This is a genomic window from Streptomyces yerevanensis (assembly GCF_000716805.1).
GTDB lineage: Bacteria > Actinomycetota > Actinomycetes > Streptomycetales > Streptomycetaceae > Streptomyces > Streptomyces flaveus.
Genome location: NZ_JNWJ01000183.1, coordinates 1 through 1,590 on the forward strand (window position 1 = coordinate 1; position 1,590 = coordinate 1,590).

General features: G+C 70.9%; 3 protein-coding genes. All 3 read left to right on the plus strand.

Annotated features, from left to right (window positions below):
* Positions 1–101, plus strand: a 101-nt coding sequence (locus OP79_RS48905; RefSeq protein ID WP_033329706.1) for a 2Fe-2S iron-sulfur cluster-binding protein, incomplete at its 5' end; no start/stop codon positions are given.
* Positions 102–106: 5 nt separating this feature from the next.
* Positions 107–1,009 (plus strand): FAD binding domain-containing protein, encoded by a 903-nt coding sequence (locus tag OP79_RS48910; protein ID WP_033329707.1) that lies wholly within the window; start codon positions 107–109, stop codon positions 1,007–1,009.
* Positions 1,006–1,590, plus strand: a 585-nt coding sequence (locus tag OP79_RS48915) for a xanthine dehydrogenase family protein molybdopterin-binding subunit (protein WP_033329708.1), incomplete at its 3' end; no start/stop codon positions are given. The genes OP79_RS48910 and OP79_RS48915, both read left to right, overlap by 4 nt.

The following is a 1,590-nucleotide window of genomic DNA, read 5'->3' on the forward strand; positions in this document are numbered from 1 at the left end:
CGGCCGAGGAGATCCGGGAGTTCATGAGCGGCAACATCTGCCGCTGCGGCTGTTACGTGAAGATCGTGCGCGCGGTCGAGCAGACCGCGGGCCGGAAGTAGGGGCGATGCATCCTTTCTCCTTCAGCAAGGTCTCCGACACCCGTGAGGCCCTCGACGCCGGCCGCCGAGGCGGACGTTACATCGCCGGAGGCACCACGCTGGTCGACCTGATGCGCGAGACCGTCGAACGCCCCGACACGCTGGTCGACATCAGCGCGCTGCCGCTGCGCGAGGTCAGGGTCACCGAACGCGGAGGGCTGCGCATCGGCGCGCTGGCGTCCGCGCAGCTGCGCAACATGGCCACCATCGGCGGCAACATCATGCAGCGCACCCGGTGCACGTACTTTCGTGACGTGAGCGCCGACTGCAACAAGCGCGAACCCGGCTCGGGATGTGCCGCACTGGAGGGCGTCAACCGTACGCACGCCATCCTCGGCACCTCCGACGACTGCGTGGCCACCCATCCCTCCGACGTCGCCGTGGCGTTCGCGGCGCTGGAGGCGCGGGTGCAGCTGCTGGGCCCGGACGGGGAGCGCCACGCCCCCTTCGCCGACTTCCTGCTGCGACCGGGCAGCACCCCGAACCGTGAACAGGCCCTGCGGCAGGGGGAGTTGATTACGGCGGTGGAGATCCCCGCGCTTCCGCGTCCGCTGAAGTCCGGCTACCTGAAGGTGCGCGACCGGCAGTCCTACGAGTTCGCGCTGACCTCCGCGGCCGTGGCGCTGCACGTACGCGGCGGAGTGATCCGGGACGCGTACGTCGCCGCCGGAGGCGTAGGCACCGTGCCCTGGAAGCTGCCCGCCGTCGAGCAGCACATGGTCGGCAAACGTCCCTCGGAGTCGTTGTGGGAGGCCGCCGCCGCGCGGGCAGCCGATGGGGCCCGCCCCCTTCAACACAACCGGTTCAAGGTCGAGTTGCTCCAGCGGACCGTCGAACGCCAGCTGCGCATCGTAGGAGGTACCAAGTGAGCCCCCAGCCGCAGGCAGCCGTGGGTGCGCCGCTGTCCCGGGTGGACGGCCGGCTGAAGGTCACGGGCGAGGCGCAGTACGCCGCCGAGTTCGATGTCGACGGGGCCGTGCACGCCGTGATCGTCGACGCGAGCATCGGCCGCGGCCGCATCACCTCCATCGATGCCGGTGACGCCGAGAAGCACCCGGGTGTGCTGCGGGTGATCAGTCACCGCAACGCGCCGAAGCTGCCGTACCGCGACAACGCCGGGTCCAACAACCCTCCGGGGGGCCGGCGGCTGCGGGTGTTCCAGGACGACCGGGTCCTCTTCCACGGCCAGCCGGTCGCCGTCGTGGTGGCCACCACGCTGGAGGCCGCCCAGCACGGCGCGAGCCTGGTCGAGGTCCGCTACGACGCCGAGCAGTCCTCGACGGACCTCGCCGAGGCCGAGCCGGGCGAGCCGACGAACTATGCGCGCGGTGACGCGGAAGCCGGCCTGCGTGACGCTGCCGTGCGGCTGGACCTGACCTACCAGCTGGCGCGCAACCATCACAACCCGATGGAGCCGCACGCCACCCTCGCCCGCTGGGACGGCAACAAG